At 72.0% G+C, this 13,117-nt stretch carries 13 protein-coding genes; 10 read left to right on the forward strand and 3 right to left on the reverse strand.

The features are described 5' to 3' along the window. The first annotated feature begins 7 nt into the window (after positions 1-7). Both DC008_RS23000 and nudC read left to right on the forward strand, forming a co-directional pair. Positions 8-1,411, forward strand: coding sequence for a dipeptidase (locus tag DC008_RS23000; protein WP_108708578.1), 1,404 nt, complete (start codon positions 8-10; stop codon positions 1,409-1,411). A gap of 156 nt (positions 1,412-1,567) precedes the next feature. Continuing rightward, entirely contained in the window at positions 1,568-2,509 is a 942-nt protein-coding gene (gene nudC / locus DC008_RS23005) for an NAD(+) diphosphatase (protein WP_055621910.1), read from the forward strand. A gap of 117 nt (positions 2,510-2,626) precedes the next feature. Here the strand turns inward: nudC and DC008_RS23010 are convergent, their stop codons facing one another. Further along, positions 2,627-2,869, reverse strand: coding sequence for a mycoredoxin (locus DC008_RS23010; RefSeq protein ID WP_055621911.1), 243 nt, complete (start codon positions 2,867-2,869; stop codon positions 2,627-2,629). 183 nt (positions 2,870-3,052) lie between these two features. Between DC008_RS23010 and DC008_RS23015 the strand changes: the two genes are divergently transcribed. The 5 genes from DC008_RS23015 (at position 3,053) to DC008_RS23035 (ending at position 6,961) form a co-directional block, all read left to right on the forward strand. Next, on the forward strand, positions 3,053-5,251 hold the full coding sequence (locus tag DC008_RS23015; protein WP_108708579.1) for an ATP-dependent DNA helicase UvrD2: 2,199 nt from the start codon (positions 3,053-3,055) through the stop codon (positions 5,249-5,251). Positions 5,252-5,416: 165 nt separating this feature from the next. Then, on the forward strand, positions 5,417-5,743 hold the full coding sequence (locus tag DC008_RS23020) for a hypothetical protein (protein WP_108708580.1): 327 nt from the start codon (positions 5,417-5,419) through the stop codon (positions 5,741-5,743). Between the two features lie 175 nt (positions 5,744-5,918). Then, the gene (locus DC008_RS23025; RefSeq protein WP_055621914.1) at positions 5,919-6,287 is read left to right on the forward strand and encodes a WhiB family transcriptional regulator; all 369 of its coding nucleotides are present in this window, start codon (positions 5,919-5,921) and stop codon (positions 6,285-6,287) included. Next, on the forward strand, positions 6,284-6,607 hold the full coding sequence (locus DC008_RS23030; RefSeq protein WP_055621915.1) for a hypothetical protein: 324 nt from the start codon (positions 6,284-6,286) through the stop codon (positions 6,605-6,607). The genes DC008_RS23025 and DC008_RS23030 overlap by 4 nt, the downstream gene beginning before the upstream one ends. Positions 6,608-6,739: 132 nt before the next feature. Then, complete coding sequence (locus DC008_RS23035; RefSeq protein ID WP_108710819.1) at positions 6,740-6,961, forward strand: hypothetical protein; 222 nt, start codon at positions 6,740-6,742, stop codon at positions 6,959-6,961. Positions 6,962-7,055: 94 nt separating this feature from the next. Here the strand turns inward: DC008_RS23035 and DC008_RS23040 are convergent, their stop codons facing one another. Both DC008_RS23040 and DC008_RS23045 read right to left on the reverse strand, forming a co-directional pair. Beyond that, on the reverse strand, positions 7,056-8,432 hold the full coding sequence (locus DC008_RS23040) for an ABC1 kinase family protein (RefSeq protein ID WP_108708581.1): 1,377 nt from the start codon (positions 8,430-8,432) through the stop codon (positions 7,056-7,058). Next, positions 8,425-9,645 carry a TOMM precursor leader peptide-binding protein gene (locus tag DC008_RS23045; RefSeq protein ID WP_108710818.1) on the reverse strand — a complete coding sequence of 407 codons (1,221 nt, stop codon included), beginning with the start codon at positions 9,643-9,645 and terminating at the stop codon, positions 8,425-8,427. Before DC008_RS23045 ends, DC008_RS23040 begins: the two co-directional genes overlap by 8 nt. 302 nt (positions 9,646-9,947) lie before the next feature. Between DC008_RS23045 and DC008_RS23050 the strand changes: the two genes are divergently transcribed. From DC008_RS23050 to DC008_RS23060, 3 genes are all read left to right on the forward strand, one after another. Beyond that, entirely contained in the window at positions 9,948-10,544 is a 597-nt protein-coding gene (locus DC008_RS23050) for a M48 metallopeptidase family protein (RefSeq protein WP_108708582.1), read from the forward strand. Positions 10,545-10,694: 150 nt separating this feature from the next. Next, the gene (locus DC008_RS23055) at positions 10,695-12,422 is read left to right on the forward strand and encodes a TerD family protein (protein WP_108708583.1); all 1,728 of its coding nucleotides are present in this window, start codon (positions 10,695-10,697) and stop codon (positions 12,420-12,422) included. A gap of 13 nt (positions 12,423-12,435) precedes the next feature. Next, the gene (locus tag DC008_RS23060) at positions 12,436-13,116 is read left to right on the forward strand and encodes an AIM24 family protein (protein ID WP_108708584.1); all 681 of its coding nucleotides are present in this window, start codon (positions 12,436-12,438) and stop codon (positions 13,114-13,116) included. Position 13,117: the final 1 nt, after the last annotated feature.

Here is a 13,117-nt window from a genome sequence, read left to right on the forward strand (position 1 = left end):
CGGGAGTATGAGCCAGACCCCGGACGACGCTGTCCGTACGTACATCGAACAGCACAGCACCGCCTTCCTCGACGATCTCGCCGAGTGGCTGCGCATCCCGTCCGTCTCGGCTCAGCCCGCCCACGCGCCCGACGTGCGCCGCAGCGCCGACTGGCTCGCCGCAAAGCTGCGCGAGACCGGCTTCCCGGCCGTCGAGGTCTGGCCCACGCCCGGAGCGCCCGCCGTCTTCGCGCACTGGCCCTCCGGTGACCCCGAGGCGCCCACGGTCCTCGTCTACGGCCACCACGACGTGCAGCCCGCCGCCCGCGAGGACGGCTGGGACAGCGAGCCCTTCGAGCCCGTCGTCCGCGACGGACGGCTGTATGCGCGCGGGGCCGCCGACGACAAGGGCCAGGTGTTCTTCCACACACTCGGCGTCCGCGCCCACCTCGCCACCACCGGCCGCACCGCCCCGGCCGTCAACCTGAAGCTGCTGATCGAGGGCGAGGAGGAGTCCGGCTCCCCGCACTTCCGCGCCCTCGTCGAGGAGAGCGCCGACCGGCTGGCCGCCGACGCGGTGATCGTCTCCGACACCGGCATGTGGTCCGAGGACACCCCCACGGTGTGCACGGGCATGAGGGGTCTCGCCGAGTGCGAGATCCGGCTGTACGGCCCCGACCAGGACATCCACTCGGGCTCGTTCGGCGGCGCCGTCCCCAACCCGGCGACCGCCGTCGCCCGCCTGGTCGCCGCCCTCCACGACGACCACGCGCGCGTGGCGATCCCCGGCTTCTACGACGGCGTCGTGGAGCTGACCGACCGCGAGCGCGAGCTCTTCGCCGAGCTGCCGTTCGACGAGGCGCGGTGGCTGCGCACCGCCCGGTCGCACGCCACCCACGGCGAGGTCGGCCACACCACGCTGGAGCGTGTCTGGGCCCGCCCCACCGCCGAGGTCAACGGCATCGGCGGGGGCTACCAGGGTCCCGGCAGCAAGACGATCATCCCGTCGTCCGCGCTGGTGAAGCTCTCCTTCCGGCTGGTCGCCGGACAGGACCCGGACCACATCGAGAAGGCCGTCCGCGCGTGGGCCGCCGAGCAGGTGCCCGCGGGAATCCGCTGCGAGATCACCTTCAGCGGGGCCACCCGCCCGTGTCTGACACCGCTCGACCACCCGGCGTTGCAGTCGGTCGTGCGCGCCATGGGCCGCGCCTTCGAGGGCCCCGTGCGCTTCACGCGCGAGGGCGGCTCCGGGCCCGCCGCCGACCTCCAGGACGTGCTCGGCGCACCCGTGCTCTTCCTCGGCATCTCCGTCCCCTCCGACGGCTGGCACGCCCCGAACGAGAAGGTCGAGCTCGACCTGCTCCTCAAAGGCGTCGAGACCACCGCCTATCTGTGGGGTGATCTGGCCGCGCACTGGCGTCATGCGCCCTGAGGCACCGCACCCGCCCGGAGCGGCAGCACACGCGCGGCACACTGGAAAAGCCGTCCCATGCCGCCGAGCCCTGCCGCCCCCGGTCACCTCCCGTCCCACGTCCCGCCGATCCACCCGCCGAAGCACACCGTTCCACTGGGGGAGTTGGAAGCACCCGTGACCACCTCGACCGACCACACCGCCGACCGACCCGTCTCGCTCACAGCCCCGAGCGGCATCGACCGCGCCGCCCACCACCGGCTCGACGAGGCCTGGCTGGCCGCGGCGTGGAGTCACCCCACGACCCGCTGCTTCGTGGTCTCCGGGGGCCAGGTCCTGATCGACGAGACGCCGGACGGACGCACCGAACTCGTCATGACTCCCTCGTTCGAGGCTCCCCTCACCGAGGCGCACCGCTATTTCCTCGGCATCGACGAGGACGGCGTCAGCTACTTCGCCCTGCAGAAGGACGCCCTGCCGGGCCGTATCGACCAGTCCGCGCGCCCTGCGGGGCTGCGCGAGGCCGGACTGCTGCTGTCACCGCGCGACGCGGGGCTGATGGTGCACGCCGTCGGCCTGGAGAACTGGCAGCGCACCCACCGCTTCTGCTCCCGTTGCGGCGAGCGCACCGTCATCGCCGCAGCCGGGCACATCCGCCGCTGCCCCGCCTGCGGAGCCGAGCACTACCCGCGGACCGACCCGGCCGTGATCATGGCCGTCACCGACGAGGAGGACCGCATCCTCCTCGGCCGCCAGGTCCACTGGCCCGAGGGCCGTTTCTCCACGCTCGCGGGCTTCGTCGAGCCGGGGGAGTCCATCGAGCAGGCCGTGCGGCGCGAGGTCTTCGAGGAGGCCGGCATCCACGTCGGCGGGGTCGAGTACGTGGCCAGCCAGCCCTGGCCCTTCCCGTCCAGCCTCATGCTCGGCTTCATGGCCCGGGCCACCTCCACCGACATCGACGTGGACGGTGACGAGATCCACGAGGCCCGCTGGTTCTCCCGCGACGACCTCCGTACGGCCTTCGAGTCGGGCGAGGTCCTGCCGCCGTACGGCATCTCGATCGCGGCCCGGCTGATCGAGCTCTGGTACGGCAAGCAGCTGCCGACGCGCGGCGTCTGACCGGCGCGGAAGCCCACGGGCACAGACGAAGAGGGTGGCGGCCCCGCTGGGGGGCCGCCACCCTCTTCGTCGCTCTGGATCAGACGCCGGACCGGACGTCCGGAGCAGTAGGCAGGCTCAGACGCCGACCTTCTGCTTCACCTGGGCCAGCGACGGGTTCGTCAGCGTGGAACCGTCCGCGAACAGCACGGTCGGCACCGTCTGGTTTCCGCCATTGGCCTTCTCGACGAACGCGGCGGACTCGGGGTCCTGCTCGATGTTGATCTCGGTGTACGCGATGCCCTCGCGGTCCAGCTGCTTCTTCAGCCGCTGGCAGTAGCCGCACCAGGTGGTGCTGTACATCGTCACAGTGCCCTGCATGTCTCGCGCGCTCCTCGGATAGCTCGGGGATCGGGTCGTCCGCTGGGGGAACGTACGGGACGGGCCCGCCATTCCCGCCCGGGGTATGCCGCGCACGTGACGCCTGCCGCATTCGTACGACTGTCCCTGCCCGCCTGTGGACAACCGGCGCGGCCGTCTCCGGCGACCTGGCAGCATGAACGTGTGACAGCAGCAACGCACTCCACCCTGTTCCCGCAGGTACCGGACTCCCCCGACGCCGTGCTCGAAGGGCTCGACCCCGAGCAGCGTGAGGTGGCGACCGCCCTGCACGGGCCGGTGTGCGTGCTCGCGGGCGCCGGCACCGGCAAGACCAGGGCCATCACCCACCGCATCGCCTTCGGGGTCCGCGCGGGCATCCTCCAGCCCGCCAGCGTGCTCGCCGTCACCTTCACCGCCCGTGCCGCCGGGGAGATGCGCGGCCGGCTGCGCCAGCTCGGCGCCGCCGGGGTCCAGGCCCGCACGTTCCACTCGGCCGCGCTGCGGCAGCTGCAGTACTTCTGGCCGAAAGCCGTCGGTGGCTCCATGCCGCGGATCGTCGACCGCAAGGTCCAGCTCGTCGCCGACGCGGCCGCCGCCTGCCGCATCCGCCTCGACCGCAACGAGCTGCGTGACGTCACCGCCGAGATCGAGTGGTCCAAGGTCACCCAGACCGTCCCCGGCGACTACGCGCTCGCCGCCGCGAAGGCCGGACGGGAGGCCCCCCGCGACCCCGCCGAGATCGCCCAGCTCTACACCGTCTACGAGGACCTCAAGCGGGACCGCGCCGTCATCGACTTCGAGGACGTCCTGCTGCTGACCGTCGCCGTCCTCCAGGACCGCCAGGACATCGCCGAGCAGGTGCGTTCGCAGTACCAGCACTTCGTGGTCGACGAGTACCAGGACGTCAGCCCGCTCCAGCAGCGCCTGCTCGAGCTGTGGCTCGGCGACCGCGACAGCCTGTGCGTGGTGGGGGACGCCAGCCAGACGATCTACTCGTTCACCGGCGCCACCCCGGACCATCTGCTCGACTTCCGCACCCGCCACCCCGGAGCCACCGTCGTCAAGCTGGTCCGGGACTACCGCTCCACCCCGCAGGTGGTCCGCCTCGCCAACGGCCTCCTCGCCCAGGCCCGCGGCCGCGCCGCCGACCACCGGCTGGAACTGATCTCCCAGCGCGACTCCGGCCCCGAGCCCGTCTACACCGAGTACGCCGACGAACCGACCGAGGCCGAGGGCGCCGCCCGGCGCATCCGCGACCTGCTGGACGCCGGGGTCCCGGCCGCCGAGATCGCCGTCCTGTTCCGCACGAACTCGCAGTCCGAGACCTACGAGCAGGCCCTCGCCGACGCGGGCATCCCCTATCAGCTGCGCGGCGCCGAGCGGTTCTTCGACCGCCCCGAGGTGCGCAAGGCGAGCGTCGCCCTGCGCGGAGCGGCCCGCTTCGGTGCCAACGACTCGCTCCTGGACGACGTCGTGGACCTGCCCTCGCAGGTGCGTGCCGTGCTGTCGGGGGAGGGCTGGACGTCCGAGCCCCCGGCCGGCTCCGGTGCCGTCAGAGAGCGCTGGGAGTCCCTGGCCGCGCTGGTCCACCTCGCCCAGGACTTCGCGGCGGCCAAGCCCGGCGCGACCCTCGCCGACCTGGTCGCCGAGCTCGACGAGCGGGCGAACGCCCAGCACGCCCCCACCGTCCAGGGCGTCACCCTCGCCTCCCTGCACTCGGCCAAGGGCCTGGAGTGGGACGCCGTCTTCCTGGTCGGCGTCGCCGAGGGCATGATGCCGATCTCCTACGCCAAGACCGACGAGCAGGTCGAGGAGGAGCGCCGCCTGCTGTACGTGGGCGTCACCCGCGCCCGGCGCCATCTGCATGTCTCCTGGGCGCTGACCCGTGCTCCCGGCGGCCGCCCCAACCGCCGCCCCAGCCGCTTCCTGGACGGGCTGCGCCCCGGCACCGCGGGTGCCGAGGGGCGGGCCGCGGCGGGCGGCGGTGCCGGGGGTGTCGAGCGGGGCTTCACCAGCCGGCGCGAGACCGCCCCGAGACGGACGCAGCGCACCCCCGCCCGCTGCCGGGTCTGCGGGCGCACGCTCATCGACGCAGGTGAGATGAAGCTGATGCGCTGCGAGACCTGCCCCTCCGACATGAACGAGGGCCTGTACGAGCGGCTGCGCGACTGGCGGGCGGAGCAGGCACGGCGCAGCGGCCAGCCCGACTTCTGCGTCTTCACGGACCGCACCCTGATGGCGATCGCCGAGGCGGAGCCGTGCAGTCCGCATGAGTTGGCCCGCATTCCAGGTCTCCTCAAACGGAAGCTCGACCGCTACGGAGCCGATGTGCTGGCCATATGCGCAGGTCAGGAGATTGGGGAGAGCGAAAGTGAGGACTGACGGGAACTCGTCCCAAAAATAGTTTGCGCATGCCCCAGCGATCCCCATAGGTTCTTAACCACGCGAACGGAGGCCTTCTCGGAGGCCCCTGATCCGTGATGTACTTGCATACCCGCAGGACTGGTTCACACCAGTCCCCCGAGACGCCGAGAGGAGGCGAGTCCAGTGATCAGCATCAACGCCAGCTCCATCAGCACCGCCAAAATGACCGATCGCTCGGTCGTCGCCTCCCTGTGCATGCTCGGCGCCTCGGACCAGGGCACCGGTCTGTCCGGCATTCGTGCCGTCCGTCCGGCGTCCGCCGTGTCCCTCGCGGGCCTTCCCGTCCGTGAGCGCAATGAGCGACCGACCAAGGCACTGGAAGCGGCAGTAGTGGCACAGGCGCAGGCCTATGCCTTTACGGCGACCGGTGCCGGATTCCGGAAGCAGACGACGCAGCACCACCAGATGTGGGCCTTCCGTGGGCCAGAACCCTGGAGTGATCCAGCCTGATCGCAGATCAGGCCGGCGCCTTCAGGGCCGCGGAACCCCATCCGGGATCCGCGGCCCTTCTGTTTGCCCTCTCACAGGGGGCGACAGAGCGAAGGAGCCTCGGGACAGGCAAGACCCGGTACCAGCCGCCAACCGGTCCAACAGGACCGGAACGAACAGACGAGGAAGACGAACCGTGCAACTCGAAGCGCACGCCCCGTCCGTACCGCCTTCAGACGTGATTCCCAAGCCTGGCTCCACGGAGGACCCGACCTTGACCCCCCTCACCGCGCTCACCGCGCTCGACGACGCCATCGAGAACCTCGGCGTGCCCGTCCCCTGCCGTTCGTACGACCCGGAGGTCTTCTTCGCCGAGTCGCCGGCGGACGTCGAGTACGCCAAGTCCCTCTGCCGCACCTGCCCGCTGATGGAGGCCTGCCTCGCCGGCGCCAAGGAGCGGCGCGAGCCCTGGGGCGTCTGGGGTGGCGAGCTGTTCGTCCAGGGTGTCGTCGTCGCCCGGAAGCGGCCGCGTGGCCGCCCGCGCAAGAACCCGGTCACGGCATGAACATCACCGGAACGATCGACCGCCCCCTCACGCACGACCCCCAGAAGCAGGCCCCGATGAAGCCGTCCACCCACGAGAACGCAGGCTCCGCGCCTGAAGACTTCACCAGCAGTGGCGCCACCACCGCGCGCCAGAACAGGAACCGAGAGATGCAACTCATCCAAGAAGCCCTGGCACGTGCGCATATGCACGACCTCCAGCACGAGGCGCAGCGGGAGCGCCAGGCCGTGCGCCTGGCGACCGCTCGCCGGATGCAGCGCCGGGCCGAGCGCGCCTCGCTGCGCGCCCGCCGGGCGCTCGCCATGGCGGTCATGCAGTAATCGCCACCAGCCGGTGGGTCGTCCCACCGGCAGGGCACCGACTCCTCGCGGGGGCCGATCCGTCACGAACGGAGCGGCCCCCGCCGTGCGTTGTCCGGGCTAACAGTGGGCACCGGCGTTATCGTCGGGTGGGTGACGAGTCCTCCCGGCAGTGACAGCGACGGCGACCGCGGCTCCGACGCCGAGCCCCAGGCACAGCCGCTGGTGTGCGCCGGCTGCGGCACCCGCGCCGAGGGACCGCGCCCCACCTGGACCTGCTCCGTGGAGAACGGCGCCCGGATCCACTTCTGCGACACCTGCTCGCGCGAGAACCTCCGCGCGATCGAGGGCAGGCTCGACTCCGCCTGGTGGTAGCCCAGCCCGAGCAGCCCGAGCAGCCCGAGCAGCCCGAGCAGCCCGTGTAGGCCGAGGAGCCCGTATAACCGGCGCAGCCCGTGCGGCCCCCGGCTCAGGCCTCCGCCGCCGAGTCCTCCTCGTCCGTGTAGTCGTAGTCCTCCGGCGCGAACCCCGGCAGCCACTCCTCGAGTTCCTCGCGCAGCCGCACGGTCGCCCCGAGCTGACACAGCACGCCGATCGTGCTCAGCGTCACCCGGTGGATGAGGAGATAGGCGGGCGGCAGATTGAGCTGCTTGCCCAGCTGGTAGGCGGGGGAGCGGGGGTCGGCGACCCGGGCCGCCTGACTGCGCATCCAGCCACGGGTGAACGTGAACTCCTCGACCTGCGCCGGTTCGATGATCGGCAGCAGGTAGTCCATGACGGCCTCGGGCTCCAGGTCGATCGTCTCCTTGACGAAGCCCTCGCCGCACAGCATCTCGTAGACCGCGTCCGCGTCGCCGTCCAGCGTCATGCGCAGCGACTCCCCGATGGGCGTCGGCAGGCCCCCCGGGAGCCGGTCGACCGTGCCGAAGTCCAGCACGCCCAGCCGCCAGTCGCCGTGACCGTCCGGGTCGCCCGGCAGCAGCCGGAAGTTCCCCGGGTGGGGGTCGGCGTGCAGCAGGCCGGTGCGGGCCGGGCCGGAGAAGAGGAACCGGGCCAGGAGCTGACCGGCGCGGTCGCGCTGCTCCTCGGTGCCGTCGGAGATCACCTCCGAGAGCGGCACGCCGTCGATCCACTCGGTGATCAGGACCTCGTCGCTCTGGTGGACGACCGCCGGGACGACGACGTCCGGGTCGTCCGCGAACTCCTCCGCGTGCGCCTGCTGTGCCTGCGCCTCCAGGCCGTAGTCCAGCTCCTCGGAGACGCGGTCCTTCAGCTCCGAGATGAGCGGCTTGATGTCCATGCCCGGGATCAGGGGGCCCAGGAGCCGGGCGAAGCGGCTCAGCTGGTTCAGGTCGGACAGCAGAGCCTCCCCGGCGCCGGGGTACTGCACCTTGACCGCGACCTCACGACCGTCGTGCCATACGCCCCGGTGCACCTGGCCGATCGAGGCGGCTGCGGCCGACTTGTCCTCGAACTCCAGGAACAGCTCGCGCCAGTCCTCGCCGAGCCGCTCCGCCAGCACCGCGTGCACGGTGCGCGTCGGCATCGGAGGGGCGGCCTCCTGCAGCTTGGTGAGGGCCGCGCGGTACGGCCCGGCGATCTCCTCGGGCAGGGCGGACTCGAAGACGGACAGGGCCTGGCCGAACTTCATGGCGCCGCCCTTGAGCTCGCCGAGGACCTTGAACATCTGCTCGGCGGTCCGTTGCTGAAGCTCGCGGCCGACGATCTCCGCGGACTCACCGACGATCCGCTTGCCGAGTCCCCAGGTCGCCCGCCCGGCGAAGCCGAGCGGGAGCGCGGCGAGCTTGGCGGTGCGGGTGACCGCCTTGCGCGGAAGATCAGACATGCGCCCTCCAGATCCGAGCCGGCCGTGCGGTGCCCCCCTCGCGGCGTGGCGTCTTCGACGGCCGTTCCCTCGCCATTGTCTCGTGCGACCCCGCCTTCGCGGAGGGGTGTTCCCCCTCACCTTTGGCCGCGGCACCGCACGAGCAGGCAGGATGCGCCCAGATCGGACGGGCGTGCCAGGTCAGACCGGGTAGTGACACTTCCCACCGCGCACCCGCCGTCGACGGGATCCGGCCGTCGAGGAAGGCGAGGGCGTGCGCGGCGGCCAGTCCGGCGACCGTGGTGGCCAGCGCGAGATCGCAGGGTGGCACCGGCCGGGACCTGCCCCGGCCCGAACGCCACTGGGCGATCAGACGCGGCCACGCCGGGTCGCGGTCGGTGCGGTCCGCGTCGAGGCAGCCCGCGCAGGCCGTCTCGCCGGGCAGGACGAGGGGACCGACCACACCGGTGCCCTCGACCACGCGGACGTACAGATGAGGCGTACCGGAGTCGATCAGCGGTTCGGCGGCGGACGGTGACGGGGCGTGCACACCGATGTCGTCGCGCGGGGCGATGATCACCAACGAGTGGCCCTGGGCGTCCTGTCCGCGGGGGGAGCGGGTGTCGCGGCGCGGCGGGCGGTCCGGGGCATGCCGGCGGGCGACCCTGCGCGCGGCCTCGTCCCTGCGGTCGCCGACGGTCTCCGCGGGCAGTCCGCCCGGTGTCACGTCCCCCGGCTCGACCCGTCCGATGTCGCGCACGTCCACCTCGCCGACCCCGGCGCCCGCCAGCAGCGAGGCGAGCGTCGCGCCGACCCGGCCCGCGCCCCGGACCTGCACCCGCGCCGCACGCCGGGCGGCGAGGCGGCCGATCGCCTCGCCCGGGTCGGAGGTGTTCAGGGACAGCGAGGCCAGATCGGGGCGCAGCCGGTCCAGGACGGCCTTTCTGCGCCGCAGCAGGTCGCCCCCCGGCCCGCCGCCGCGGGCGTCGTCGAGCAGACCGGCCCGTGAGAGCCGTCGCAGCAGCCCGTCGACGTGTCCGTCGGGCAGGTCCATCCGCCGGCCCTCCTCGCGGAGCAACTCCGGTCCCCGGGTGCCGTTCAGCAGATCGAGGAAGCTGCCCGTCGCGGTGTCCATCGGCCCCAGCGTCAGCGCGTGCGCCGGAGTCATCCCGAACTGCACCGTATTGAGATCGCGCCAGGCGCGCCGCAACGCGGGCTTCAGCAAGGGCGCCAGCGGAAGCCCCGCCCCGGCCTCCGCACTGTCCGCCCTAGCCGTCGTATCCGTCGTATCCGTCGATGGTGCAGTGCTCATGAACAGGCCCCCGTAGCCGTCGTGATGGTGCGTCCCCGTGTGCCGGGGGAGCCCGGTCGTGGCGTCCCCGACGTCCGCCAGAATGCACGGTCACGCCGATCGGTGCCGAAAGTTGTCCACAGGCAGTGGATATTCGTCGTACAAATCAGACGGACCGTGGGGGATCGGAACCGAACCGTCCCGGAGTCGGGACTTCCCCCCGCCACAGCGGGTAACGTCGGGGCGTGTCCGCCGACCCACTGCACCGCGCCGGAACGCCACAGCGCAGTACGACGAGCCCGCCCCTGAGCGGCTCGGGGGCGAACGCGATCGAGGTCCGCAGGAGCGCCCGGCGCCGCCGGACGGTCTCGGCGTACCGCGAGGGCGATCGCACCATCGTGCTCATCCCCGCCCGAATGTCCGAGGCGGAGGAGCAGCGCTGGGTGCGCGTCATGCTCGACAAGCTGGCCGCCCAGGAGAGCAAGAAGGTCCTCGGCGACGCCGAACTGTCCACGCGCGCGGACCGTTTGTCGGAGCAGTATCTGGACGGCCGGGCGCGGCCCGACTCGGTCCGCTGGGTCACCAACCAGAACACCCGCTGGGGCTCGTGCACCCCGGCCGAGGGCAGCATCCGGCTCTCCCACCGGCTGCAGGGCATGCCCGAGTACGTCGTGGACTACGTCCTGCTGCACGAGCTCGCGCATCTCCTCGTCCCCGGACACGGGCCCCGCTTCTGGCGGCTGCTGGAGGCGTATCCCCGCACCGAGCGCGCCAAGGGCTATCTCGAAGGTGTCGTGGCCGCCGAGCGGCTGCCCCATCTGCCCGCCGCCCGGGGCGAGTAGGCGGCGCACGCGCAGGTGTCCGCAGAGGACGCCCCCGATTCGGGCGTGGAAGGGTTGTGTACCGGGTCTGTACCGGCTTCGTCCGATGTCCGAGTTTGCCGTTAGCCTGTCGCGACGCACTCACTTCGGGATGGGGGACGGTCGTTACGCATGGCCAGGGAATTCCAACGCGGCCACAAGGCCAGGATCAGTGATCTCACGGCGGGCACGGACCTGTACGTAGGTGTGCAGATCGGTGGCCCAGGGCTGACCTTCGACATCAGCTGCTTCGGTCTCGACGCCGACGAACGGCTCTCCGACGACCGTTACTTCATCTTCTTCAATCAGCCGAAGTCCCCCGAGGAGGCCATCCAGATCCTCGGCGCGCAGGCCGGTGACACCGAGTCGTTCCGGGTCACGCTCGACAAGATCCCCCCGCAGATCCAGAAGCTGTCCTTCACGGCGACGCTCGACGGCGACGGTCAGATGTCGCAGGTCGGCCCGGGTTACATCCGTATCGTCGCGGGTGGCGAGGAGGTGGCCCGGTACTCCTTCACCGGCTCCGAGTTCACCACCGAACGTGCCGTCATGCTGGGCGACTTCTATCTGAAGGACGTCTGGCGGTTCGCCGCCGTCGGACAGGGCTTCGACGGCGGTCTCGAGGCGCTGCTCAGGAACTTCGGCGGCGAGGTGATGGAGGAGGAGACGCCCGCCGCCGCCCCGCCGCAGCCTCAGGCCGGCGCCGGCGCGCCCAGTTTCGCGCCGCCCGCCCAGGCCGTCGCGGCGCCCGCCTTCGGAGCCCCGGCCGGAGCGCCCGCGCCGGCTCCCGTCCCGCAGCCCGCGGCTCCGCCGGCCCCCGCGCCGGCTCCGGCCGCCCAGGGCTTCGCGCCCCCGCCCGGTGCCACGCCGCCGCCTCCGGCCCCGGCGCCGTCGGTGCACGCCCAGCCGACGATCGTCGCGCCCATGACGCCGCCCGGTGGCACCCCGCCGCCGCCCGCCCCGGCGCCCGCGCCCTACGGCCAGCCCTCCGCGCCGCCGCCTCCCGGCTACGGCTACCCGCAGGCACCCCCGGCGCCGCAGGCACCCCAGGCCCCGGTGCCGCCGCCCGGCTACGGACAGCCCACCCCGCCCCCGGGATACGGCCAGCAGCCGCCCGCGTACGGGCAGGTCCCGGGCCAGATCCCCGGGCAGGTGCCAGGCCATGTCCCGCACGGTGCCCCCCATGGCGCCCCCCAGGCGCCCGGTGTCGCCGCGGCCCTCCAGCAGTTCAAGGAGACGCCGACCGGACAGCGCTGGACGCAGCAGAACAAGAAGATGGTCCGCGTCGACCTCGGCGTCGGCGGCCAGCCCGTGCTGGCCCGCCAGGGCAGCATGGTGCTCTACCAGGGCAAGGTGGACTTCAGCTACAAGGGCGCCGGCTTCTCCGGCCGGATCGTGGGCAACGCGACCGGCCAGGAGATGCAGCTGATGCGCTGCACCGGCCAGGGCCAGGTGTTCCTCGCCGAGGACAACACGATGGTGCACCCCATCGAACTCCAGGGCGACGGCATCTGTGTCTCCGCGGAGAACGTCCTCGCCTTCGACGAGGGCCTGCAGTACGAGGTCCGCCGGATCGAGGGTCACGGCATCCCCGGCGGCGCGCTGTTCACGATGCAGTTCACCGGCACCGGCACGATCGTCGTCAAGACGCACGGCACCCCCGTGGTGCTGCCCGTCACGCCCACGACGTTCGCCGACTGCAACGCCGTCGTCGCCTGGTCGTCCGCCGCGCAGGTGGTCGTCTCCAGCCAGGTCCGCATGCGCCGCAACGCCTACCCCGGCGACACCGGCGAGAGCGTGAACCTCCAGTTCCGGGCGGCGCCCGGCAGCTTCGTCGTCGTCCAGCCGTACGAGATCTGAGGGAGAGCCCGTCATGAACCAGCCGCTCGCGGGCTACGCCCCCGCACCCGTCACCGCCCGCATGGAGAACCACGGCAACCACATGGCCAAGGTGGCCATGCAGACCGGGCACGACCTCCTCGCACGCGTGGGCTCGATGGTCGCCTACGAGGGCTTCGTCCAGTACGAGCCCAACCCGCCCGCCGTCCGTCAGATCGCCAAGGACTGGCTCACCGGTGAGGGCGCGCCGCTGATGAAGTGCTCCGGCGACGGCCTGCTCTACCTCGCCGACTACGGCGCCAACGTCGTCGTGATCAACCTCAACGGCGACGGCATCTCCGTCAACGCCACCAACCTCCTCGCCTTCGACGCCCATCTGACGTGGGGGGTCGAGCGGGTGAAGGGCCTGGCGAAGTTCGCCGGGCAGGGCCTGTGGAACACCAAGATCTCCGGGCAGGGCTGGGTCGCGCTGACCTCCCGGGGCAAGCCGATCGTCGTCGACTGCGGCGGCGGCGAGGACGAGACGTACGTCGACCCCGACGCGCTCGTCGCCTGGTCGCCGAACCTCAAGGTGAAGGGCAAGCGCAGCTTCAAGGCGCAGTCCCTGATCGGCCGGGGCAGCGGTGAGGCCTACCAGATGGCCTTCTCCGGCCAGGGCATCGTCGTCGTCCAGCCGAGCGAGGACAGTACCGACCGCCTCCGGGTCCGGGGCTGAG

The sequence above is a fragment of the Streptomyces nigra genome (assembly GCF_003074055.1).
Lineage (GTDB): Bacteria > Actinomycetota > Actinomycetes > Streptomycetales > Streptomycetaceae > Streptomyces > Streptomyces nigra.

What these genes read in the sequence shown, in the direction of transcription:
- DC008_RS23000 (WP_108708578.1), top strand. Translation starts at nt 8, where the DNA reads ATGAGCCAGACCCCGGACGACGCTGTCCGTACGTACATCGAACAGCAC.
- DC008_RS23010 (WP_055621911.1), bottom strand. Translation starts at nt 2,869, where the DNA reads ATGCAGGGCACTGTGACGATGTACAGCACCACCTGGTGCGGCTACTGC.
- DC008_RS23030 (WP_055621915.1), top strand. Translation starts at nt 6,284, where the DNA reads ATGAACATCACCGGAACGATCGACCGCCCCCTCACGCACGACCCCCAG.
- DC008_RS23040 (WP_108708581.1), bottom strand. Translation starts at nt 8,432, where the DNA reads ATGTCTGATCTTCCGCGCAAGGCGGTCACCCGCACCGCCAAGCTCGCC.
- DC008_RS23055 (WP_108708583.1), top strand. Translation starts at nt 10,695, where the DNA reads ATGGCCAGGGAATTCCAACGCGGCCACAAGGCCAGGATCAGTGATCTC.
- DC008_RS23060 (WP_108708584.1), top strand. Translation starts at nt 12,436, where the DNA reads ATGAACCAGCCGCTCGCGGGCTACGCCCCCGCACCCGTCACCGCCCGC.